The sequence below is a fragment of the Pseudarthrobacter cellobiosi genome, from assembly GCF_023913755.1.
GTDB lineage: Bacteria > Actinomycetota > Actinomycetes > Actinomycetales > Micrococcaceae > Arthrobacter > Arthrobacter cellobiosi.
Map to the genome: position 1 here is coordinate 32,407 of NZ_JAMXBJ010000040.1, position 23,135 is coordinate 55,541.

The window sequence follows — 23,135 nt, forward strand, 5'->3', positions numbered from 1 at the left end:
GGATGGTCCGGTTCAGCCGCGCAGGCGTTCCATGCCCGGGTCCACCAGCGGCTCCGCCGTGACGGTTGCGGCGATCCGGGTGCCGAAGTATTCGATTTCCACGCCATCGCCTTCGGAGGCGCTGGCCGGGAGCCAGGCGTAGGCGATCGGCCGCTTCACCGTGTAGCCGTAGGCCGCGCTGGTCACGTAACCGGCGGCTTCGCCCTTGAAATACACGGGTTCCTTGCCCAGCACCACCGAAGTGCCGTCGTCGACCGTCAGGCAGCGCAGCTGCATGGCAGCCGGTTGCGCGCGGCGTTCGGCGAGGGCTTCGGCGCCCACGAAGGAGTCCTTGTTCTTGGCGATCGAAAAGCCCAGGCCTGCCTGGTACGGCTCGTGTTCGGGCGTCATGTCCGTCCCCCAGAGCCGGTATCCCTTTTCCAGGCGGAGGCTGTTGAAGGCGCCGCGGCCGGCGGCGATGATGCCCTGTTCCTGGCCGGCCTCGAAGAGGAGGTCCCACAGCTTCAGACCGTGTTCGGCGGTGGTGTAAAGCTCCCAGCCCAGCTCGCCCACATAGGACAGCCGCATGGCCGTCACGGGGATGCCGCCGATCCGCACCTGCTTGGTACGGAAGTAACGAAGACCGTCATTGGTGAAATCATCGGTGCTGACCTTAGCAATAACTTCCCGCGCCTGCGGACCCCAGAGGCCGATACAGCACGTGGAGCCCGTAATGTCGCGGACCTGCACCCACTGGCTGACGTTATCAGCCGTCTGCCTGCGGGCCTCCCGGGTGAAGTAGTCGAAGTCGATGTTGCCGTTGGCGCCTACTTGGAACGTGGTCTCCGTGAGCCGTGCGATCGTGATATCGCTACGGATGCCGCCGTCGTCGTTCAACAGAAGGCAGTAGGTAACGGCGCCTGGCTTCTTGTCGACCTGCCCGGCGCTGAGCCGCTGCAGCAAGGCCAGGGCGCCGGGACCCGAAACTTCCAGCCGCTTGAGTGCCGTCATGTCGTAAAGCGCGACGGCGGTGCGCGTCTTCCATGCCTCGGCGGCGGAAATGGGGGAGCTGAACATTGCGGCCCAGGGGCCGCGTTCTGGCGCCTTCCATTCAGCCGGCAGCTCGTCAAGGAGCGGGCGGTTGGCCTCGAACCAGTGCGGGCGCTCCCAGCCGCCGGCCTCGAGGAAGAACGCTCCCAGTTCCTTCTGCCGGCAGTTGAACGGGCTGACGCGCAGGTCCCGGGGTGATTCGCGCGGCTGCAGGGGGTGCAGGATGTCGTAGATCTCCACGAAGTTCTGCTGTGAGGTCTCACTGACGTAGCTGTCCGCGGTCTGCGCGGCCTCGAAGCGCGAGACTTCGCACTCGTGAAGCGGGATGCGGGACTGGCCCTCGATGAGCATTTCAGCCACCGCCCGGGCCACGCCCGCCGAATGCGTCACCCAGACCGCCTCCGCGACGTAGAACCCCTCAAGCTCCGGCGCCTGGCCGATCAGCGGGCCGCCGTCCGGAGTGAAGGAGAAGATGCCGTTGAAGCCGTCGGCGATCTCCGCACCGCGGAGGGCGGGCAGCAGCTGCCGGCTGTCCTCCCAGCAGGGGAGGAAATCCTCCTCGGTGAATTCGAGCCGGGAAGGCATGCGGTGCTCGGACATCTGCCCTGGCGCCACCTCCGGCAGCCGGTCCAGGTCCACGGGCATGGGCCGGTGGGCATAGGAGCCGATTCCGATCCTGTCTCCGTGCTCACGGAAATAGAGGTCCTTGTCCTGGTGCCGGAGAATGGGCATGCGGGCGCCGTTAGAGGGGTCCAGGGGGTTGGCGCCCACGAGTTCCGGCACCGCCGTGGTCTTGACATACTGGTGGGCCAGCGGCAGCAGCGGCACGGCCATGCCAGCCATCGCGCCGATCTTGGGGCCCCAGAAGCCGGCGCAGGAGACCACGATGTCCGCCGGGACCACGCCGTCGGGAGTCTGGACACCGGTGACCTTTCCGCCGGCCTGCTCGATCCCGGTCACCGGGGTTGATCCGATGAACGTGACGCCGGCAGCCGTGGCCTTGCGGATGAGCAACTGAACGGCGCGGGCTGCGGACGCGAGGCCGTCGGACGGGACGTACAGGCCGCCGAGGGCCATGTCGGGATTCAGCAGCGGATAGTGCTTGCTGCACTCGTCGGGGTCGATGATCCTGCCCTCGATGCCCCATGAGGTTGCGTAGCCGAGCTTCCGCTTGAGGTCCTCAAGCCGTTCGGGGGTGGTGGCGATCTCCAGGCCGCCCACCTGGTTGAAGCAGGAGACACCCTCGTCGCTCAGGGAGAGGAGCTTGTCCACGGTGTAGGCGGCGAACTGCGTCATTGTCTTGGACGGGTTGGTCTGGAACACCAGGCCGGGCGCGTGCGACGTGGAGCCGCCGGCGAGGTTGAGCGGTCCCTGATCCAGTACGGTGACGCTGGTCCAGCCTCGGGTGGCCAACTCGTCTGCCAGATTCGCACCGACAATGCCGGCGCCGATGATGACGACGCGGGGTGTAGCGCTCATACGGAAGCTCCTGTTCGTGACTTACTGCGTGCATGGAAGCGGCCCTTGGGGGCCGGCGGTGTGGCTCTAGCGGAAAACGACGGTCCGGGAGCCGTTGAGGAGGACGCGGTGTTGGCAATGCCACTTCACCGCGCGGGAGAAGGCGATCGCTTCGGCGTCACGGCCTGCTGTTACCAGGGAATCCGGGTCCACGCCGTGGTCCACCCGGAAGACTTCCTGCTCGATGATGGGACCTTCGTCGAGGTCGCCGGTGACGTAGTGGGCAGTGGCCCCGACCACCTTCACGCCGCGTTCATAGGCCTGGTGGTAGGGCTTGGCCCCTTTGAATCCGGGCAGGAAAGAATGGTGGATGTTGATGGCCCGGCCGTGGAGTTCCCGGCAGAGGCCGTCGGAGAGCACCTGCATGTAGCGGGCCAGCACCACAAGGTCCGCGTCGTATTCGTCCACGAGTTCCAGGAGCCGGGACTCCGCCTGCGGTTTGGTGGACGCCGTTACGGGTACGTGAACGAAGGGAAGCCCTGCTGTTTCCGCCATCGGGCGCAGGTCCTCATGGTTGGAGACGACGGCGGCGATGTCCGCCCCCAGGCTCCCGGCGCGCCAGCGGAAAATGAGGTCATTGAGGCAGTGGCCGAACTTGGAGACCATCACCAGGATGCGCTGCGGCCTGTCGTCGTGGAAGCTGTAGGCCATACCGAACTCGCCGGCGATCTCCGCGAAGTCGGCCGCCAGGGAATCGGCCGTGCTGGCGGCGCTGCCGGCACGATTGCCAGCAGTTCCTGCCAGCGTGCCGGTGAAGGCGGTGCGCAGGAAGAGGGTATTGCTGACGTGGTCGTCGAACTGCTGGTGCTCGGCGATGTCGAAGCCGCGCATCGCGAGGAAGCTGGACACGGCGTGGACGATCCCACGGCGCTCGGGACAGGCAACGGTGAGGACGAACGGCGTCGCCTGCTGCCCGGATCCCGCCAGTTTCTGCCCGACGGGGGCCGCGGAACGGGTCCGTTCCTGCAGCTCGTAGCTCAGTTGTAGGGTCAAGAACTTCACCTCTTAGCTTGAAATGGAGTACTGCCTGATGGTGCCTAGACGTGGCCGTTGACGGTCAGGCCCGGTGGAAGATTGGGTGCCTCGCTGGATTCCTCGACCATGATCTGGCCGTCCACCACGGAGACCTTGTGGACTCGCACCGGCAGCTTGGCCGGCGGGGCGTCCACTTCGCCCGTGCGGAGATTGAATTTGGATGCGTGAAGGGGGCATTCCACCTCGCAGCCTTCCACCCACCCGTCTGCGAGCGACGCGTCCTGATGGGTGCAGGTGTCGTCCAGGGCGAAGAGCTCGCCGTCCTCTGTGTGGAAGACAGCGATTGGTGGGGACGTGTCGAGACGGACTGCGTCTCCGGGGGCCAATGCGGTGAGTGGGCAGGCGATGTGCATCTGATAAACCTCTTTCCCAGTTGACGGGCTCAGCCCGGCCAGCGGGTTGTGCCATCATCAACGCCGATCACAATACGCAACAGAGTGATCCATGCCACACTGCCTTGTCAAGGGGGTCCCGCTTAACAAAACGAACCCTTGACACCCCCTTATGGTCTGCGTCACGCTGTCTCGCATACAGAACGTTGTTGCGTCATACGCAATTTGTTGCATTCGTGCAACGGGAAGGCGGCCATGCAGACACTGGCAATAGTGGGGGCGTCCTTGGCGGGAATCTCGGCCGCACGTGCCGCACGTGCCCAAGGCTTCGCCGGAAGGCTCATCCTGATCGGTGACGAACCGCAGCGGCCCTACGACAGACCGCCCCTGTCCAAGGATTTCCTGGCGGGAAAAATCAGTCCGGAACACCTTCTCCTGGAGACGCCAGAAGAACGTGAAGGCGGAGATCCGCTCCAGGCCGAGTGGCTGCTGGGATCAGCGGCCCGCAACCTGGATGCCGAGACCCGGACGTTAACACTCAACGACGGCACGGAAATAAAGGCCGACGGCGTGGTCATCGCCACGGGGTCATCCGCGCGGACGCTGCCTGAACTCGCCGGGCTGGCGAACGTCTATACCCTGCGGACCGTGGACGACGCGCAGGACCTGGCTCCCGAACTGGTGCCGGGGACCAGGCTCGTCATCATCGGCGCCGGTTTCATCGGCGCCGAGGTGGCCTCCACCGCCTGCGCCCTCGGGGTTGAAGTCACCGTCGTCTGCTCGGGCGCCGTTCCGCTCGGCCGCCCTCTGGGTGCGGAGATGGCGGGAACCCTGGCCGCGTTACATGGAATTAACGGGGTGGAGCTGATTTGTGACGCGGCCATCGAGTCCTATTACAGCGGCGAGGGAGTTGTCACTGGACTGCGCCTCGCGGACGGCCGCTACGTGCCAGCCGACGTCGTGCTGGTCGCCATCGGGGCCGTGCCCAACACGGCCTGGCTTGCTGGCTCCGGCATCGAGCTCGGCGACGGCGTCCTGTGCGATCCGATGGGCCGGACCAACGTGCCGGGCGTGGTCGCCGTCGGCGACTGTGCTGCATGGCTGGACGAAGAGTCCGGAAAGTACCGCCGCGTGGAGCACTGGAGCGGCGCCGTGGAGCGCCCGGCGCTCGCCGTTACGGCGCTCCTGGACCCCGGGGCCGCCCGTCAGCCGCTGAACCTGCCGTATTTCTGGTCCGACCAGTACAACGTCAGGATCCAGTTCGCCGGTCACGCCCACGACGCCGACAGGGTGGACATTGAGGCCGGAGATCCCGCGGCTCACAGTTTCTTGGCCGTCTATTACCGCGGCGGCCAGCCTGTAGCCGTCCTTGGCGCCAACCAGCCCCGCCTCTTCACCAAGTGGCGGCGGCAACTGAACGCCGCACGAGCCGCAGCTACCCACGCCCCTCCAGCCCAGACCACCGCTGCCCAGCCTGCGCTGGCAGCATCCGCCAGTTTCGCCTAATCCCGATACACCTTCCAAACCCCGACGTCAGTCACCGCAGAGGAGTAAGAATGACCACCGAAGTCTTCACGCCCAGCCTGATCCCCACACTCCCGGGCCAGGCCTACGTCAGCGACGAGATCTTCCGCGCCGAGCAGGAGCGGATCTTCGAGCAGATGTGGTTCTGCGCCATCCGCTCGGCCGACCTGGACAAGCCCGGCGCCTGGCGGACAGTCCAGATCGGGCGGGAGAGCGTGCTGATCAGCCGCACCCGCAAGGGCGGCATCCGCGCCTTCTACAACGTGTGCCGGCACCGCGGCGTCAAGCTGTGCATGGAGGAGCAAGGCGAAGCTGCGCGCTCCTTCCAGTGCCCCTACCACGCCTGGACCTACGACTTTGAAGGCAAGCTCATTGCGGCTCCCAACCTGACCAAGATGCCGGACATCGACCGGGACGAGTACGGTCTCGTGAAGGTCCACATCCGCGAGTACCTCGGGTATGTGTGGGTCTGCCTTGCCGACGAGCCGCCGTCGTTCGAAGCGGATGTCATGGGCGCCATCGAGGAACGGCTCGGGGACCTGCGGGCGGTGGAGGACTATGACATCGCCAATCTGAGCCTGGGCCGCCGCATTAAGTACGACGTCAAGGCCAACTGGAAGCTCATCATCGAGAACTTCATGGAGTGCTACCACTGCGCCACCATCCACCCCGAACTCACGGAGGTGCTGCCTGAATTTGCTGACGGCCTGGCCGCCCAGTACTTCGTGGGCCACGGCGCCGAATTTGGCGAGGACATCAAGGGCTTCACCATCGACGGCTCCGAAGGTCTGGACCGGATTCCGGGCGTAGGGGAGGACCAGGACCGCCGCTACTACGCGGTAACCATCAAGCCGACGGTCTTCGTAAACCTGGTTCCGGACCACGTGATCATCCACCGCATGTTTCCCATGGCCGCTGACCACACCATCGTTGAATGCGACTGGCTGTACCTTCCCAGCGTTGTGGAAAGCGGCAAGGATGTCAGCGCCTCGGTGGAACTTTTCCACCGAGTCAACGAGCAGGATTTCGACGCCTGCGAGCGCTGCCAGCCAGCCATGGGCTCAAAGGTCTATGCCAAGGGTGGCGTGCTGGTCCCGAGCGAGCACCACATCGGCGCGTTCCACGACTGGGTACAGCAGAAGGTGGGGGACGTCACGCCCGGCCGTTAGGCCCTGTTTCCACTGATGGAGCCCGCCGAAACCCTGGTTTCGACGGGCTCCATCAGTTTTACCGCCGGGAGTAGCCCATCTTTGCGCTGATCTGCAGTCCGGCCTGTCTCAGCCCCTCAAGGAGTCCCGGCGCCGTTTCCGGGTCAAAGCGGAAGGCCGGGCCGGAGATGCTGACCGCACCGATGACCGCACCCAAATGGTTGTACACGGGCACGGCCATCGAGTTGAGCCCTATCTCAAACTCCTCCCGCACCACCCCGTAGCCGTCGCGGGCGACGTCGAGCAGTTGGGTTTCGAGCTTGTGCCGGTTGGTGATGGTCCGCGGGGTCCGGGCCGACAGCCCGGTCTCCTTCAGGACGCGGTCCCGGTCGTCCGCGGACAAGGCCGCCAGCAGGACTTTCCCGCTCGAGGTCGCGTGGAGCGGCGTCAGGCTGCCCACCCAGTCATAGGTGGCCAGCGTTGACGGGCCCATGGCCTGGTCCACGTTGACGGCGTAGTTGGAGCGCAGGACGGCGAGGTTCACCGTCTCCTTGAATTCCTCCGCCAGGCTCTCCAGCACGGGCCGGGCCTCGCGGACCAGGCTGAGCCGCCCGGGGATGGAGCTTGCCAGCCTCAGGATGCCAAAGCCCAGCTGGTACTTTCCGCGCTCGCTGTTCTGGTGGACCATTTCCCTGCTCACCAGCGAACCAAGCAGCCGGGATACGGTGGACTTGTGGATCCCCATCTCCTCGGCGATGTCGCTCACGCCGGCATGGCCGTCCCGCGCCAGGATCTCCAGGACCGCCAGGGCCCGGTCCACTGACTGGACGCCGCCGTGCTGGCCGGTTTCCGCATCGACGTCGGGTTCGCGGTCATTGTCTGAAGCCATGATCCATACTCTCAAGTAGTGTGCGGCCTGCTTACCCGCCGCGAGGCCGCCTGTAGCGTCCTCTCGGTTAGTTCCACGCTTTCGATCCTATGTCGCCAGACGCGCCGGAGCCGGTATTTCGTTACGCGGCCGGACGTCAGCGCAGGCCGTTGCTGTGGGCCATCGCGATCGCTTCGGTGCGGGACGAGGCGCCAACCTTCCGGTAGATGTTGCGGAGGTGGAACTTCACGGTGTTCTCGCTGATGTGCAGGTGCGCTGCGATGGCCCGGTTGCGCTGGCCGGCGGCCAGCAGTTGGAGGACCTCCAGTTCGCGCTCCCCCAGCTTCCAGTCGGAGACGTCGGCCAGCGGCCGGGTAGGCGGGTCGAGCGGGAGGGAAACAGCGACGTCGGCACCCCAGCCGGGCATCACATCCACCGACATGCTGCCGTCCAGGGCTTCGACGCGCTGGGCGAGCCGGGCCATGGCGGGTGCCGTCGCGGACAGTTCGCCGGCACCGTCGTCGCGGACGTTGACCAGGAGGTTCTCGCCGTCGCAATCCCACTGCGTGCGGATCCGGCGGACTCCCGCCTGGTCCACCATGGCCAGGACCAAGCCGCGGACAATTGCCCGGGCCGCGTGGGCCACTTCGCCGGGCAGTGCGCGGCCGTTGACCGGCGGTTCGATGAACTGGACGTCGATCCCGCTGAAGTTCATGAGCGGTTTCAGGTCCTCGCGGAGGCGCTGGAAAGCGGTGGCAACAGGCTCCTCCACGAGTTCGGTGGTGCGGTCGCTGAGCGTGCGGAGCCCTACGAGTGCCTTGGCGGCGACGTCGGTGGCGGACTTCCGCGCCGCGTCATCGCTCAGCGCCGGCGACCTCAGCGCGGCGAGCAAGGTTTCGAGGGTGGTGGAGTGGCGGTCCACCAGTTCGGCGGTCACCCTCACGCGTTCGGCCGAGGCCGCGCGGGATTCAATGAGGTACGACGGCGGCGCATCAGCCACCTTTTCCCGGATCCGTCCAGCGGCCAGCGTCCAGAGATAGCGGAGTATGCGCTCTGCCTCCTCACTGTCAGCGGCGTCCGGCAGGAGCTGCGGATCGGCGATGACCAGCAGCGCGTTGCTGGGTGAGGACAGGGCCAAGACCGGGCGTGGCTCGCCGCCGAGCGTTGCTTCTCCGCGCCAGGCGCCGTCGCGGTTGTCATCCGCCATTGACGCCCGGAGGTGGTCCAGTTCAGCGATGGACACCCTGCTGATGATGGACTCGTCGCCCGCCTTCTTCTGGGGCCTTCCCGTGCAGTCCTCGGTGAAGATGACCAGCGCGGTGCTGCCCACGTAAGGCAGGGTGGCCTCCCGCAGCCGCTGCGCGATGGTGGCCAGCGGGGAGGTCGTCAGGGCGGCGATGGCTTCAAGCAAGCCTGTACTGGGCGTTTCCACCTGCCCAGTTTACGGGGGTTGCCCGCTCTTACTACCCGTTTGGGCAGGCAAGACCGTCCAATCATGGCGTTGGACCGGTCCAACGGACGGGTCAGGATGAATGAGTCACAACATTCGTCAAGGAGGTACACGCCTATGAGCGTCATCGCAGACACCGATCCAGCAGCCCTGACCGGTACGTCCCGAGCCTTTGACTGCAACCGCGTTTTGGTCCAGGACGAGATCAACGCGGTGTTCCAGCGCGTTGATCCGGCACAGGTCGCAGCCCTCGTGACCGAGCTCAGGCTGGCCGACAGGATCTTCGTGACCGGCGCCGGCCGCAGCGGCCTCGTCCTTAAGATGGCGGCGATGCGGCTCATGCACCTCGGGCTGACGGTCCACGTCGTCGGCGAGACCACGGCGCCCGCCATCCGCGCAGGTGACCTGCTGCTCGCAGCCTCCGGCTCCGGCACCACCGCGGGTGTAGTCAAGGCTGCGGAAACCGCCGCTGCCCAAGGCGCCCGTGTGGCCGCCTACACCACCAGCTCCGGTTCCCCGCTCGCGGCCGTAGCTGCCGCCGTCGTACTTATCCCGGCGGCCCACAAGACGGACCACGGCTCGGCGGTGTCACGGCAGTATTCGGGCAGCCTCTTCGAGCAGGTGCTGTTCACCACCACCGAAGCGGTGTTCCAAAGCCTCTGGGACGAGGATGCGGCGTCGGCGGAGGACCTCTGGCAGCGCCACGCGAATCTCGAATAAGCGGCGAATCGACCACCATCCCATCACCACCGAAACCACCCCAACCCGAAAGAAGAGCACACGTGAAACTGCAAGTAGCCATGGATGTCCTGACCGTCGAAGCCGCCCTCGAACTGGCGGGCAAAGTCGCCGAATACGTTGACATCATCGAACTAGGAACGCCGCTGGTGAAAAACGCCGGCCTGTCCGCAGTGACCGCCGTCAAGGCGGCCCACCCGGACAAGATCGTGTTTGCAGACCTGAAGACCATGGACGCCGGCGAACTGGAAGCCGAGATCGCCTTCAGCGCCGGCGCGGACCTGGTGTCCGTCCTCGGCGGCGCCGACGACTCCACCATCGCCGGCGCGGTCAAGGCCGCGAAGGCCCACAACAAGGGCATCGTGGTGGACCTGATCGGCGTGGCGGACAAAGTGACCCGCGCCAAGGAGGCACGCGCCCTGGGAGCCAAGTTCGTCGAGTTCCATGCCGGCCTGGACGAGCAGGCCAAACCGGGCTACAACCTGAACGTGCTGCTCAGCGCCGGGGAGGAAGCGCGGGTGCCGTTCTCTGTTGCTGGCGGAGTGAACATCTCCACCATTGAAGCCGTGCAGCGCGCCGGCGCGGATGTGGCCGTCGTCGGCGGCTCCATCTACAGCGCCGACGATCCCGCCCTCGCGGCCAAGGAGCTGCGGGCCGCAATCATCTGATTGGCTGCCGGTGGTTGAGCCTGCCGGGTTTCGACAAGCTCAACCGCCGACCTTTCCGGACGCTCTCTCACTTCCTGCAGCAATTTACGAAACGCTCTCTCACGCGCGTGAGAGAGCGTTTCGGTTTTAGATGTAGAAAGTGAGAGAGCGTTCGGGGGTTCGGCTTAGAGAACCTTGCGGATGGTTTCCTCAAAGCTGGTGACGTGGTGCAGGGCCAGCTCGCCGGCCTTGTCGGCGTCCCCCGCGGCCACCGCCTTGAGCAACTCCACGTGCTCGGTGATGTGGCCGCTGACCGAGGGAACCTTGTCCAGGACCAGGCACCAGATGCGCGTGGCCAGGTTGTCGTAGCGGATCAGAGTGTCTTCCAGGTGCGGGTTGGCGGCCGCCTTGTAGATCAGCCGGTGCACGGTCAGGTCGTAGCGCATAAGGTCGCGGGACTCCCCCGCGCTGGGATCCAGGTCCGCGATGGCATCGGCCACCTGCAGTAGTTCACGGCGCATGGACTCGCTTGCCCTCTTGGCGGCCCGGCGCGCAGCCAGCGGCTCCAGCAGCTCCCGGATCTCCGAGACATCGGCGAGCTCCGTGAAGTCCACATTGGTGGCAAAGGTCCCCCGGCGAGGATAGGAAACCACCAAATGGTCCACCTCAAGCCGCTTGATCGCCTCGCGCACGGGCGTGCGGCCGAAACCTAGCTCTGCCGCCAGCTGCCCGTCATTAATGGGTTCACCGGGCCGGATCTCCAGCATGATCAGTTTGTCGCGCAGCTGCCGGTAGGCGGCCTCCGCCTGGGACGGCGCTTCAGCCTCGGCGAGAGGCATTACAGGAAGTGCATTCAAGGCGCCGCTCCGTTCTTCGCTACTGAGTCTCCGACTTCAAACGGAAGCTTCGTGCCACTTTGCTTCCAGCTATTGACTCTCGTGTGACCTCAACCATACCATTGACCTCACACTGATATATCAGTCATAACAACAGTGGTATTTCAAAGGAGCATCCGTGGTTGAGCAGTTGAACGAGCGACTTTCCGCAGTCGATCCCGAGGTCCAGCAGGCCATCGCCAATGAGCTGGGCCGCCAGCAGTCCACCCTGGAAATGATTGCGTCGGAGAATTTCGCTCCGGCGTCAGTCATGGAGGCGCAGGGCTCTGTCCTCACCAACAAGTACGCCGAGGGCTATCCGGGCAAGCGCTACTACGGTGGCTGCGAGCACGTGGATGTCATCGAGCAGTTGGCCATCGACCGGGTCAAGGCCTTGTTCGGTGCGGAATTCGCCAACGTTCAGCCGCACTCCGGCGCGCAGGCCAACGCCGCGGCGATGTTTGCCCTGCTGAACCCGGGCGATACCATCATGGGCCTGAGCCTGGCCCACGGCGGCCACCTGACCCACGGCATGAAGATCAATTTCTCCGGCAAGCTCTACAACGTCATCCCGTACCACGTGCGTGAAAACGACCTTCGGGTGGACATGGCTGAGGTCGAGGCCCTGGCCCTGGAGCACCGGCCCAAGCTGATCGTGGCCGGCTGGTCCGCCTACTCCCGCCAGCTCGACTTCGCCGAGTTCCGCCGGATCGCGGACCTCGTGGACGCCTACCTGATGGTGGACATGGCCCACTTCGCCGGCCTCGTCGCCGCAGGGCTGCACCCGAACCCGGTGCCGTACGCCGACGTCGTCACCACCACTACACACAAGACCCTCGGCGGCCCGCGCGGCGGAGTCATCCTCGCCAAGGAGCAGTACGCCAAGAAGATCAACAGCGCCGTGTTCCCCGGCCAGCAGGGCGGCCCGCTGGAGCACGTGATCGCGGCCAAGGCCGTGGCCTTCAAACTCGCCGGCAGCCCCGAATTCAAGGAACGCCAGGAACGCGTCCTGCAGGGCTCCAAGCTGCTGGCCGAAAGGCTCCTGCAGGCGGACGTCGCCGCCGCGGGCATCTCCGTGGTCAACGGCGGCACCGACGTACACCTGGTCCTGGTGGACCTCCGCCACTCCGAACTGGACGGCCAGCAGGCCGAAGACGCCCTGCACCGGATCGGCATTACCGTCAACCGCAACGCCGTACCGTTCGACCCCCGCCCGCCGATGGTGTCCTCCGGCCTCCGGATCGGCACACCCGCACTCGCCACCCGCGGATTCGGCGCCGCCGAATTCACCGAAGTCGCGGACATCATCGCTTCCGCGCTCATCGCCGCTGCCAGCGATGCCGCACTCAGCGACGAGACCGCCGTCGAACTGCGCGCCCGGGTCACAGCCCTGGCCGACCAGTTCCCGCTTTACGCGCACCTCTCCCAGGACGGCAGCGGCGCCGAGATCGCCGCCTTCACCGAACTCGATGCAGACATGATTGGAGCAGCCCAGTGAGCAGCCACCAGCTCCCGGAACACCCGGAATTCCTTTGGCGCAACCCTGACCCCAAGAAAAGCTACGACGCCGTGATTGTTGGCGGCGGCGGGCACGGGCTGGCTACCGCCTACTTCCTGGCCAAGAACCATGGGATGACCAACATCGCCGTCCTGGAAAAGGGTTGGCTGGCCGGCGGCAACATGGCCCGGAACACCACCATCATCCGTTCCAACTATCTCTGGGACGAGAGTGCGGCCATCTACGAGCACGCCCTCAAGCTCTGGGAGATCCTGCCGGAGGAGCTCGAGTACGACTTCCTGTTCAGCCAGCGCGGCGTCATGAACCTCGCCCATACCCTCGGTGACGTCCGCGAGAGCATGCGGCGCGTCGGAGCGAACAAGCTCAACGGTGTGGACGCGGAATGGCTGGACCCGCAGCAGGTCAAGGAACTCTGCCCCATCCTGAACATCAATGACAACATCCGCTACCCCGTCATGGGTGCCACTTACCAGCCGCGGGCCGGCATCGCCAAGCACGACCACGTGGCCTGGGCCTTCGCCCGCAAATGCGACGAACTCGGCGTGGACATCATCCAGAACTGTGAAGTCACCGGCTTCGTCAAAGACGGCAACCGTGTCACCGGCGTCAAGACCAACCGCGGCACCATCAACACCGAAAAGGTGGGCCTCTGCGCCGCCGGGCACAGCTCCGTCCTGGCGGAAATGGCCGGCTTCCGGCTCCCCATCCAGTCCCACCCGCTCCAGGCACTGGTCTCCGAACTGCACGAACCGGTCCACCCCACCGTGGTCATGTCCAACCACGTGCACGTCTACGTTTCGCAGGCCCACAAGGGTGAACTGGTGATGGGCGCCGGCGTGGACTCCTACAACGGCTACGGCCAGCGCGGCTCCTTCCACGTCATCGAGCACCAGATGGCTGCCGCCGTCGAACTTTTCCCCATCTTTGCCCGGGCGCACGTGCTCCGGACCTGGGGCGGCATCGTGGACACCACGCTGGACGCCTCGCCCATCGTGGGCAACACGCCGGTGGAGAACATGTTCGTGAACTGTGGCTGGGGAACCGGCGGCTTCAAGGGCACCCCCGCCGCCGGCCTGACCTTCGCCCACAACATCGCCACGGGCACGCCGCACGAGCTGAACAAGCCGTTTGCGCTGGAACGCTTCGAAACCGGTGCCCTGATCGACGAACACGGCGCTGCCGCCGTCGCCCACTAGCCGCCAGCGATCACTGCACTTTAGAAAGAAGACGCACATGCTGCTCATCTCCTGCCCCAACTGCGGCTCGCGCGACGAGACCGAATTCCACTACGGCGGCCAGGCCCACGTGGCCTACCCCGAAAACCCCACCGAGCTGAACGACCGCGAATGGGCCCAGTTCCTGTTCTACCGTGAAAACACCAAAGGCATTTTTGCCGAGCGCTGGCTCCACAGCACCGGCTGCCGCCAGTGGTTCAACATGCTCCGCGACACCGTCACCTACGACATCCAGGCCGTCTACCCGATGGGCACGCCGCGGCCTGACGTGACGGTCAAGGCGGCCCCGGAATCGGGCACGGCAAGCCTCGCCGCGGACAGCACCACCACCGGCACCGCCGCGCCCAGTATTTCTGCTACCAGCATCGCTCCGGCTTCAACAGCCAGCACCACCGCCCCGGAAGGAGCAACCAAGTGACTTCCCAGAACGCCCGCCTCACAGCCGGCGGACGCATCGACCGCACCATCTCCTGGCGTTTCACCGTGGACGGCGAGGAATTCACGGGCCACCCCGGCGACACACTCGCCTCGGCCCTGCTCGCCAACGGCCGCATCTCCGCCGGCAACTCGCTCTACGAGGACCGCGCCCGCGGCATCATGTCCGCAGGCGTTGAGGAATCCAACGCGATGGTCAAGATCTCCCCGCGCTTCCCCGGTGACGTTGCAGAGTCCATGCTCCCCGCCACCACCGTCACCCTGGTGGACGGCCTGAAGGCAGAACTGCTCAACGGCCTGGGCAAGCTGGACCCGGAGGAAGACCGGGCGGAATACGACAAGAAGTACGTCCACACCGACGTCCTGGTGATCGGCGGCGGCCCCGCCGGCCTCGCCGCAGCCCGCGAGGCAGTCCGCACCGGCGCCCGCGTCATCCTCATGGATGACCAGCCCGAACTCGGCGGCTCGATCCTCTCCGGCTCCACCGCCCCCGGGCTGGCCGAGACCATCGAAGGGAAACCGGCCCTGGAATGGGTGGCGGACGTGGAAGCGGAACTGGTTTCCGGCGCCGAATCCACCGTCCTGAACCGGACCTCTGCCTTCGGCGCCTACGACGCCAACTACGTCATCGCGGTCCAGAACCGCACCGACCACCTGTCCAGCCCGGCCGCCCCCGGCGTCTCCCGCCAGCGGATCTGGCACGTCCGTGCCAAGCAGGTGGTCCTGGCGCCCGGCGCCCACGAACGGCCCCTGGTTTTCGAGAACAACGACCGCCCCGGCATCATGCTCGCCTCGGCCGTCCGCAGCTACCTCAACCGCTACGCCGTCGCCGCCGGGCAACGCGTGGTCATCAGCACCACCAACGACAGCGCCTACGCCCTGGCCGCAGACCTGCGCGCCGCCGGCGTCAACGTGGCGGCCGTCGTCGACGCCCGTCCCCAGCTCACGAAGGTGGCTGAGGCCGCCGTCGAAGCCGGCACCCGGGTGCTGATCGGCAGCGCCGTGGCGGACACCGCCGCCGGTACCAGCCCCGACGGCCGCGTTACGAGCGTGACCGTCCGCAGCATTAACGACGACGGCGAACTCACCTCCGGCATCGAGGAAATCGCCTGCGACCTGCTGGCTGTCTCCGGCGGCTGGAGCCCGCTGGTCCACCTCCACTCGCAGCGGCAGGGCAAGCTGCGCTGGGACGAGGACCTGGCGGCGTTCGTGCCGAGCACCGTGGTGCCGAACCAGCAGTCCGTTGGCTCCGGCCGCGGTAGCTTCGACCTCGGGGACTGCGTGGCCGAGGGCATCTCCGCCGGCGCCGCGGCTGCCATTGCGGCGGGTTTCGAATCCGACACTAAGCCGGCCGTCCTTGGCGAGCCGAAGGCGTCCGGTCCCACCCGGCAGCTCTGGCTGGTCCCCGGCCAGGCCGGCACGCCGGACGACTGGCACCACCACTTTGTGGACTTCCAGCGGGACCAGTCCGTGGCAGACGTCCTGCGCTCCACCGGCGCCGGCATGCGGTCCGTGGAGCACATCAAGCGGTACACCTCCATCAGCACCGCCAACGACCAGGGCAAGACCTCCGGGGTCAACGCGATCGGCGTCATCGCCGCCGCGCTCCGGACCGCCGGCGAAGCCTCCCGCGGCATCGGCGACATCGGCACCACCACCTACCGGGCACCGTTCACCCCGGTGGCCTTCGCGGCACTCGCCGGACGCCAGCGCGGCGAACTGTTCGACCCCGCCCGCAAAACGTCCATCCACCCGTGGCACGTCGCACAGGGGGCACTGTTCGAGGACGTGGGGCAGTGGAAGCGTCCCTGGTACTACCCGCAGGGCGGGGAGGACATGGACGAGGCCGTGCTCCGTGAGTGCGCCGCCGTCCGCGAATCCGTCGGTTTCATGGATGCCACCACCCTGGGCAAGATTGAAATCCGGGGCAAGGACGCCGGTGAGTTCCTCAACCGGATCTACACCAACGCGTTCAAGAAGCTCGCGCCGGGTTCCGCCCGCTACGGCGTGATGTGCATGGCGGACGGCATGATTTTCGACGACGGCGTGACCCTGCGCCTGGACGAGGACCGGTACTTCATGACCACCACCACCGGCGGCGCCGCGAAGGTGCTGGACTGGCTGGAGGAATGGCTGCAGACCGAATGGCCCGAACTCGACGTGCACTGCACCTCGGTGACCGAACAGTGGAGCACCATTGCCGTCGTCGGGCCCAAATCCCGGGCGGTGATTGCGAGACTGGCGCCGGACCTGGCAGCGGACGGCGGGCTGGAAGCAGAAGCCTTCCCGTTCATGACATTCCGCGAAACCACCCTCGCCTCCGGAGTCCAGGCGCGGATTTGCCGGATCTCCTTCTCCGGCGAGCTGGCCTACGAGATCAACGTGCCGTCCTGGTACGGGCTGAACACCTGGGAAGCCGTGGCCGCAGCCGGGGCCGAATTCAACATCACCCCCTACGGCACCGAAACCATGCACGTGCTCCGCGCCGAGAAGGGCTACCCGATCGTTGGCCAGGACACCGACGGCACGGTCACCCCGCAGGACGCGGGGATGGAATGGGTGGTCTCCAAGGCCAAGGACTTCATCGGCAAACGCTCCTACGCCCGGGCCGACGCCCAGCGCACGGACCGCAAGCACCTGGTCAGCGTCCTGCCCGTGGACGGCACAATCCGGCTGCCCGAAGGCACCCAGCTCGTGGAAAAGGGCATCCCCACCAACCCCGCCTACGGCCCCGTGCCCATGCAGGGCTTCGTGACCTCGAGCTACCACAGCGCCGCGCTGGGAAGATCCTTCGCGCTGGCCCTGATCAAAAATGGCCGCAACCGCATCGGCGAGACCCTGGTGGCCGCCGCCGGCGACCACCAGGTTGACGTTGTTATCGCCGAAACCGTACTTTTTGACCCCGAAGGGACCCGCAAAGATGGCTAACACAGCAGCAATCAACGGCATCAATGGACTCCGGGACATCCGCCGCAGCCCCGCCTCCCACCTGGCCGCAGAACTGGAGGCCGGCTCCATCCCGGGGACGGTAGTCCTGAAAGAAGGCCCGTTCCAGACCATGGCGGGGATCCGCGTGGACCCCCGCTCCGAGGAAGGGACCCAGATCGCCGCCGTTACCGGCGGCCTGCCGGCACGCTGCGGCGACGTGGGCGGCACGGACCGCGTCACCGTCCTCTGGCTGGGACCCTCCGAGTTCCTGGTAGTTGCTCCGGAACAGTCCCACGACTCCCTCGGCGGTGACCTCATCGGCTCCCTCGTGGCTGCGCTGGGCGAGGCGCCGGGCCAGGTGGTGGACCTCTCCGCGAACCGCACCACGTTCGAGCTTTCCGGCCCCCGCTCCCGTGCCGTCCTGGAAAAGGGCTGCGCCCTGGACCTGCACCCGCGCAGCTTCACCCCGGGAACCGCCCTGTCCACGGAGATCGGCAACATCCCGGTGGTCCTGCAGAAGACCGGGGAGGAGAGCTTCCGGCTCTTCCCCCGGGCCTCGTTCGCGGACTTCCTGGGCCGCTGGCTCCTCGATGCAATGCGCGAGTACGCCTCGCCAGAGGTCCCCTAAATGGCGCTCAGCGTCCTGGACCTGTTCTCCGTCGGCATCGGGCCGTCGTCCTCACACACGGTCGGCCCGATGCGGGCGGCGAAGCTCTTCGCGGACGGGCTCAAGGGCGACGGCCACCTCAGCGCCACCAAACGCGTCCAGGCTGAGTTGTTCGGTTCGCTCGGTGCCACGGGCCGGGGCCACGGCTCGGACAAGGCCGTGGTCCTGGGCTTCAAAGGACTGGACCCGGAAACCGTGGACACCGCCACGGCGGACGACCAGGTGGCCGCGGCAGCCCTGGACGCCGAACTCATGATCGGCGGGCACCACCGCGTGGACTTCAACTGGGACGAGGACGTGGTGCTGCACCGGCGCAAGTCCCTCCCGGCGCACCCCAACGGCATGACCTTCCGGGCCCTCGACCACGCCGGGACCGTCCTGAGCGAACGGAGCTTCTACTCCATCGGCGGCGGCTTTGTGGTGGACGGGGACGCCGACGCCGGCGACCGGGTGGTGGCTGATGCCACCGTCCTCCCCTACCCCTTCACGACCGCCGACGAGCTCCTGGCGATCTGCAAGCGCGAGGGCATGTCCATCTCCGATGTGATGCTGGCCAACGAGCTGGTGTGGCGCAGCGAGGCGGAACTCCGCGAAAAGCTGCTGGCACTCTGGGCGGTGATGCGCGAATGCGTGGACAACGGCTGCGCGGCGGAAGGGATCCTTCCCGGTGGTCTGAACGTGAGGCGCCGGGCGCCGTCGTTATTCCAGACCCTGACCGCGGACACGGGCGTCACCGACCCCTTCCGCGCGATGGAATGGGTGAACCTGTTCGCCCTCGCCGTCAACGAGGAAAACGCCGCCGGCGGGCGTATCGTCACGGCCCCCACCAACGGCGCGGCGGGAATCGTGCCTGCCGTCCTGCACTACTACGTGAAGTTTGTTCCCGGAGCCGACGACGACGGTGTCATACGCTTTCTGCTGACAGCGGCCGCCGTCGGGATTCTTTTCAAGATCAACGCCTCCATCTCCGGCGCCGAGGTCGGCTGCCAGGGCGAGGTGGGCTCTGCCTGTTCCATGGCGGCCGCGGGCCTGTGCGAGGTCCTCGGCGGCACGCCCGAGCAGGTGGAAAACGCCGCCGAAGTCGGGATCGAACACAACCTCGGCCTGACCTGCGATCCGGTAGGCGGCCTGGTGCAGATCCCCTGCATCGAACGGAACGCCATCGCCAGCGTGAAAGCCATCAACGCCGCGCGACTGTGCCTCCACGGGGACGGCAGCCACAAAGTATCCCTCGACAAAGCCATCAAAACCATGCGTGAGACAGGAGCGGACATGAAAACCAAATACAAGGAGACCTCCCGCGGGGGCCTCGCCGTCAACGTCATCGAGTGCTAGCCATGACTGCCATCCAGACTGAAACGTCCCTCCCCCAGCCCTTCACCACAGTGGAACACGTCTTGACTTTGGATTGCGCGGAGCAGCCCGGGATTGTCCACGCCGTGTCCGGCTTCCTGCTGGAGCACGGCTGCGACATCGTGGACAGCAAGCAGTTCGGCGAACGGTCGGAGGCGCACTTTTTTATGCGCGTGCACTTCGCGTCCGACGGCGATGCCTCCACCGCGGACACGTTGCGGGCCGCTTTTGGCCCCGTGGCGGAACGCTTCGGGATGAGTTGGCGGCTGGAGCGGCTCGGTGCCAAGCGCCGCGTGCTGATCATGGTGTCCAAGTTCGGCCACTGCCTCAACGACCTGCTGTTCCGTGCCAGAACCGGCGAGCTTCCGGTGGAGATCGCGGCGGTGGTCTCCAACCACACGGACCACCAGGGCCTGGTGGAATGGCACGGCATCCCGTTCTTCCACGTGCCCGTCACCGCCGAAACCAAGCCGGCCGCCGAGGCCCGGCTCCTGGAACTCGTGGACGAATTCGACGTGGAACTCGTGATTCTGGCCCGGTACATGCAGGTGCTCAGCGACGAACTCACCCGGCGGTTGGATGGCCGGGCGATCAACATCCACCACTCGTTCCTGCCCAGCTTCAAGGGCGCCAAGCCCTATCACCAGGCCTACGCGCGCGGCGTGAAGACCGTTGGCGCCACCGCGCATTACGTGAATGCCGAGCTGGACGAGGGGCCGATCATCTCGCAGCAGACGGTGGAAGTGGACCACACGTACGGGCCCGAGGACCTGGTTGCCGCCGGCCGCGACACCGAATGCAAGGCCCTTAGCAACGCCGTGCGCTGGCACTGCGAAGGCCGCGTGATCCTGCAGGGCAACAGAACGGTAGTGCTCCGCTAACCCCCCACCCCCTAGGACGCCCCCACCCCCGACGCTCTCTCACTTAATGCGGGTTTTCAGGCGATCCTCTCTCACTTAATGCGGGTTTTACCGTGACGCTCTCTCACCGTGGTGAGGGAGCGTCACGGTCTTAAGGGCCGACGTCGTCTCGACGCGCGTTTCCGCGGACGCTCAGTCGCTGCTGGCAAAACCAGCGGCTTGCGGGTGGTCAAGCCAGCCCTTGCGGAGCCCCTTCTTGATCTTCACGACTGATTGCTGGAAATCGTCGGCAAGATCGCTCTGATCGAAAACCAAAACCGTCCAGCCGGCTGATTCGAACGCCTTATCCCGTCTCCTGTCGCTGAGGATCTGTGCGTCACCAAGGTGATGTCCGCCGTCGTACTGGATGGCGAGCCGGCGGTGACGGTAGGCGAGATCGGCCGACGGCGATCGCGCGTCTCCGGCGCGCAATGGCACTTGGAGTTCGGGCTGGGGCAGCCCGGCGTCGGCGATAGCCAACCGAAGCAGCGACTCGGGGGCTGAATCGGCACCCACACGCATCAGATCCAGCGCTTCACGGGCCCGGACGATGCCTTGGAGATTTGGGTGGCGGGCCGCCAGTATGCGCAGCCCCGCCACCGTGTCGTAAGGCTGCGTCCTGCCCTCGAAGTCCACGCGCGGGATGCGGATAAGATCGTCACCCATGCTCACCAGGTCCTTGAGCGGCAGGATTCGTGCCAAATCGAGCCAAGTTCGGGACCATGTGCTCATGCGGATGCCGTCGATAAGTTCGATCTCGTCTTCCAGCGCCAGGACGGTATGGCCGGACACTCCCTTCCGGCGGACCGCTGGCAGTGAACGCGGCTTGCTCAGATGAAGCTCTGTGGAATCGGCAAGCCACGGCGGCAGCAGCTGGCACCGAAGCCGGGCCGCGGTGACGTGTGAGATCCAGGCTCCGTGCGAAGCAGCCGATAGAGCCCTGGCGGCGCCTTCCAGATCAAAGTCCCAGTCCGCCGGGCGGTAGAGACCGCGGCCCACGTTAACTACATCCTTGCGGCGAAGCCGGTTCAGGGTGTCGCCGGAGGCCAGGGCTGAGCCGAAGGTAAACGGACCAGCCGCTAACGGCTGGGGCAGAAAATCTTGCTTTCGCATGAAGGCATTGTGACCCGAAACGGTGAGATGCTGCAGAAGTTATCCACAGGCGGGCGCTGGCCCCGGGGCAAGTGCGAGAGGGTTTGCCGAAAAGCTGCAGGAAGTGAGAGAGGATCGCCGGAAAACCCACATTAAGTGAGAGAGGGTCGTTCGGGGCCGGCTACAGCGCTGCCAGCCGGGTTGCCAGGTGCAGCGCTGCCAGACGGCCCGTTCCGCGGGGATCGCCGCCGCAGAGTGAGAAGATCCGCTGCAGCCGCTGATGCATCGACTGCCGCTCCAGGTGAAGGTCACGCGCAGCCTGCGCCGTGTTGCAGCCGGAATCCAGCCAGACCCGCAGTGTCTCAACCAGCGCGGAATTTCGTTGGGCATCGTGGACGAGGAGGGCGCCGAGCTGCTGGCTGACATAGTCCGTGCGCTGGGTTTCATCCAGCGTATGGAAAGCGAGCCGCTCCACCGCGAAAGCGTCGGCGTCGAGGACAACTCCGGACTTCCCCGGCCCGGCTCTGAGCGGCCCGGCCTTGAGCGGCTCAGCGCCGGCGGCAAGGTCCAGAGTCAGCCGGGCTTCCGTCAGTGACCATGGCGCGGCGGAGATTCCGGTGGCCACCGGACCGACGGCGCTGACAGTTCCCTCTGGCAACGCCAGCGACTGCAGTCCGGCCAGAATTGCGTCCCGGTCTTCCTGCGTCTTCCCGGGGCGGAGCACGGTCAGCGCCAAGAGTTCCGCGTTGTCGGCGTAGCTTGCACTCTGATGCCCCACCCGCTCCAGCAGGTGCTCCACAGCCATCCGGGGTTGCCGTGAGCCGGGGGAACGAACCACAACAGCCACCAGCTGCGCGGCCAATGGGATCCCGGCCGCCGGAGCGAGCTGCTGGAGCCGCCAGTTTTGAGCTCCGGAATCGACGGCGCGGATCAGCGCCGCACCCGCCATCTCCTTCAGGCCGGGGGGCATGCGCTGCAGCAGGGCCAACGCCAGAATGTCCACCGAGCGGTTGCCCGCGATCCTCGCCAGGTTCACGTCGGCTCCTGCCAGGGCGTGAATGGTAAGGCGGGCTGAAGGGATGCCACGCACGGACACGTCAACCTGGATGATTCGCGCACGATCCGGCGCGGCCTCGATGGACGCTGTGGGTTCCGGCTCCCCCGCATGATCAGCCGGCAGCGCGCTGGCTAGCGGGGCGCCCGCGATGGACGTCAGCACAACTTCCGCGCCGGTAGCGTCCGCCAGGACAGCCAGGATCCGGTCAAGACTGCCGCCATGGGCCAGCTCCACCGCCATGGCATGGCTGGCCCGGTCAGCCTGCTGCAAGTGGGCAGCTGTCTCGCTCACTAGCAGCGAGTTGATCGCTTCCATCACGCCTACAAAGGGCACCACCTTGCGAAGCTCTATCAGCGGAAGGCCGGCCGTTTCAGCTGCTGCCACCATCGACGACGGTATCGAGGCCAGCTCCGTGCCAGTCTCTATGGCCAGCGCGGCCACGCCGCGTTCTGCCAGCTCCCAGATGTAGTCCGCGCGCCGTTTGTCCGTTGCCAACGCAAGAGCCTGGCCGCCGGTCAGCAACAGTTCACCGCCGCCAAGTAGCGGGGCAATGTCCAAAACCTCACTGGAGTGAATCCAGCGCAGCTGCGTCTGGGCCGCAATGGCCGCCGCTGCGCGGATCACCGGATCCGCGGGCGTGAGGGTGGAATGTTTCAAAACATCCTGCAGGCGTATTGGCATGACACTCCGTCGTGTTTTCTCATAAACTTCAAGACACATTGTATGTGGTGCATGTGGCCTGGGACACATAATCTTGAGGAATCCCCATCCCCTCAACGAAGAGGC

At 66.1% G+C, this 23,135-nt stretch carries 19 protein-coding genes; 11 read left to right on the forward strand and 8 right to left on the reverse strand.

The genetic code is table 11. The features are described from left to right. Window positions 1–12 precede the first annotated feature (12 nt). From NG696_RS07650 to NG696_RS07660, 3 genes are all read right to left on the reverse strand, one after another. On the reverse strand, window positions 13–2,508 hold the full coding sequence (locus NG696_RS07650) for a GcvT family protein (protein ID WP_252574997.1): 2,496 nt from the start codon (window positions 2,506–2,508) through the stop codon (window positions 13–15). A 66-nt stretch (window positions 2,509–2,574) separates the two neighbouring features. Continuing rightward, window positions 2,575–3,474, reverse strand: coding sequence for a formyltetrahydrofolate deformylase (purU, locus tag NG696_RS07655; RefSeq protein ID WP_252575081.1), 900 nt, complete (start codon window positions 3,472–3,474; stop codon window positions 2,575–2,577). A gap of 110 nt (window positions 3,475–3,584) precedes the next feature. Then, complete coding sequence (locus NG696_RS07660) at window positions 3,585–3,935, reverse strand: bifunctional 3-phenylpropionate/cinnamic acid dioxygenase ferredoxin subunit (RefSeq protein WP_160675681.1); 351 nt, start codon at window positions 3,933–3,935, stop codon at window positions 3,585–3,587. A 234-nt stretch (window positions 3,936–4,169) separates the two neighbouring features. Between NG696_RS07660 and NG696_RS07665 the strand changes: the two genes are divergently transcribed. Together NG696_RS07665 and NG696_RS07670 are read left to right on the forward strand one after the other, a co-directional pair. Further along, window positions 4,170–5,420, forward strand: a complete 1,251-nt coding sequence (locus tag NG696_RS07665) for an NAD(P)/FAD-dependent oxidoreductase (RefSeq protein WP_252574999.1) — start codon at window positions 4,170–4,172, stop codon at window positions 5,418–5,420. A gap of 50 nt (window positions 5,421–5,470) precedes the next feature. Continuing rightward, complete coding sequence (locus tag NG696_RS07670) at window positions 5,471–6,607, forward strand: aromatic ring-hydroxylating oxygenase subunit alpha (protein ID WP_252575001.1); 1,137 nt, start codon at window positions 5,471–5,473, stop codon at window positions 6,605–6,607. A gap of 58 nt (window positions 6,608–6,665) precedes the next feature. On the opposite strand, the gene NG696_RS07675 is transcribed toward NG696_RS07670, so the two are convergent. Both NG696_RS07675 and NG696_RS07680 read right to left on the reverse strand, forming a co-directional pair. Beyond that, window positions 6,666–7,475: an IclR family transcriptional regulator gene (locus NG696_RS07675; RefSeq protein ID WP_252575003.1), complete on the reverse strand. Its 810-nt coding sequence runs from the start codon at window positions 7,473–7,475 to the stop codon at window positions 6,666–6,668. Window positions 7,476–7,611: 136 nt separating this feature from the next. Next, complete coding sequence (locus tag NG696_RS07680; protein ID WP_252567815.1) at window positions 7,612–8,886, reverse strand: helix-turn-helix transcriptional regulator; 1,275 nt, start codon at window positions 8,884–8,886, stop codon at window positions 7,612–7,614. A gap of 135 nt (window positions 8,887–9,021) precedes the next feature. On the opposite strand from NG696_RS07680, the gene hxlB reads away from it, so the two are divergent. Both hxlB and hxlA read left to right on the forward strand, forming a co-directional pair. Continuing rightward, a complete protein-coding gene (gene hxlB / locus NG696_RS07685) occupies window positions 9,022–9,624 on the forward strand; it encodes a 6-phospho-3-hexuloisomerase (RefSeq protein WP_252567813.1) in 603 nt (200 codons plus the stop codon). A 62-nt stretch (window positions 9,625–9,686) separates the two neighbouring features. Then, entirely contained in the window at window positions 9,687–10,310 is a 624-nt protein-coding gene (gene hxlA / locus NG696_RS07690) for a 3-hexulose-6-phosphate synthase (protein WP_252567811.1), read from the forward strand. A 164-nt stretch (window positions 10,311–10,474) separates the two neighbouring features. Here the strand turns inward: hxlA and NG696_RS07695 are convergent, their stop codons facing one another. Next, window positions 10,475–11,128, reverse strand: a complete 654-nt coding sequence (locus NG696_RS07695; RefSeq protein ID WP_252567809.1) for a GntR family transcriptional regulator — start codon at window positions 11,126–11,128, stop codon at window positions 10,475–10,477. A gap of 175 nt (window positions 11,129–11,303) precedes the next feature. Here NG696_RS07695 and glyA point away from each other — a divergent pair, with 175 nt between their 5' ends. Genes glyA through purU (NG696_RS07730) form a run of 7 tightly spaced genes read left to right on the forward strand, consistent with a single transcriptional unit; the run spans window position 11,304 to window position 20,182 of the window. Further along, window positions 11,304–12,662, forward strand: coding sequence for a serine hydroxymethyltransferase (gene glyA / locus NG696_RS07700; RefSeq protein WP_308291954.1), 1,359 nt, complete (start codon window positions 11,304–11,306; stop codon window positions 12,660–12,662). Further along, complete coding sequence (locus NG696_RS07705) at window positions 12,659–13,879, forward strand: sarcosine oxidase subunit beta family protein (RefSeq protein WP_252575004.1); 1,221 nt, start codon at window positions 12,659–12,661, stop codon at window positions 13,877–13,879. The genes glyA and NG696_RS07705 overlap by 4 nt, the downstream gene beginning before the upstream one ends. Before the next feature lie 37 nt (window positions 13,880–13,916). Further along, complete coding sequence (locus NG696_RS07710) at window positions 13,917–14,336, forward strand: sarcosine oxidase subunit delta (RefSeq protein ID WP_252575006.1); 420 nt, start codon at window positions 13,917–13,919, stop codon at window positions 14,334–14,336. Continuing rightward, window positions 14,333–17,281 carry a sarcosine oxidase subunit alpha family protein gene (locus tag NG696_RS07715; RefSeq protein ID WP_252575007.1) on the forward strand — a complete coding sequence of 983 codons (2,949 nt, stop codon included), beginning with the start codon at window positions 14,333–14,335 and terminating at the stop codon, window positions 17,279–17,281. Before NG696_RS07710 ends, NG696_RS07715 begins: the two co-directional genes overlap by 4 nt. Beyond that, window positions 17,274–17,909 (forward strand): sarcosine oxidase subunit gamma, encoded by a 636-nt coding sequence (locus NG696_RS07720; protein ID WP_252575008.1) that lies wholly within the window; start codon window positions 17,274–17,276, stop codon window positions 17,907–17,909. Before NG696_RS07715 ends, NG696_RS07720 begins: the two co-directional genes overlap by 8 nt. Further along, complete coding sequence (locus NG696_RS07725) at window positions 17,910–19,283, forward strand: L-serine ammonia-lyase (RefSeq protein WP_252567801.1); 1,374 nt, start codon at window positions 17,910–17,912, stop codon at window positions 19,281–19,283. Window positions 19,284–19,285: 2 nt separating this feature from the next. After that, on the forward strand, window positions 19,286–20,182 hold the full coding sequence (gene purU / locus NG696_RS07730) for a formyltetrahydrofolate deformylase (RefSeq protein ID WP_252575009.1): 897 nt from the start codon (window positions 19,286–19,288) through the stop codon (window positions 20,180–20,182). A gap of 171 nt (window positions 20,183–20,353) precedes the next feature. Here purU (NG696_RS07730) and NG696_RS07735 read toward each other — a convergent pair whose 3' ends face one another. Both NG696_RS07735 and NG696_RS07740 read right to left on the reverse strand, forming a co-directional pair. Next, window positions 20,354–21,313 carry a DUF559 domain-containing protein gene (locus tag NG696_RS07735; RefSeq protein WP_252575010.1) on the reverse strand — a complete coding sequence of 320 codons (960 nt, stop codon included), beginning with the start codon at window positions 21,311–21,313 and terminating at the stop codon, window positions 20,354–20,356. Between the two features lie 160 nt (window positions 21,314–21,473). Beyond that, a complete protein-coding gene (locus tag NG696_RS07740; protein ID WP_252575011.1) occupies window positions 21,474–23,030 on the reverse strand; it encodes a helix-turn-helix domain-containing protein in 1,557 nt (518 codons plus the stop codon). Between the last annotated feature and the right edge of the window lie 105 nt (window positions 23,031–23,135).